Origin of the sequence: Parafrankia sp. Ea1.12 (genome assembly GCF_900465275.1) — a bacterium.
Taxonomy (GTDB): Bacteria; Actinomycetota; Actinomycetes; order Frankiales; family Frankiaceae; genus Parafrankia; species Parafrankia soli.
Window position 1 is genome coordinate 1 of record NZ_UBIZ01000585.1, and the last position, 231, is coordinate 231.

Here is a 231-nt window from a genome sequence, read left to right on the forward strand (position 1 = left end):
TCGAGCACGCCACCCGCCACGTCCATGTTCTCGGGGCCACGAAACAACCGACCGCAGCGTGGGTCACCCAGCAGGCACGGAACATGCTGATGGACCTCAAGGAACGTGGCCACCGGTTCCGGTTCCTTCTCCGTGACCGCGATACGAAATTCACGGCTTCCGTCGACGCTGTCTTCGCCGGGGCCGGCATCGACGTGGTAAGCACACCCCCTCAAGCCCCGCAGGCCAGCG

General features: G+C 65.4%; 1 pseudogene. It reads left to right on the top strand.

From position 1 onward, the window contains the following. Nucleotides 1-231, top strand: a pseudogene (locus tag FMEAI12_RS38915) (integrase); the annotation flags it as partial.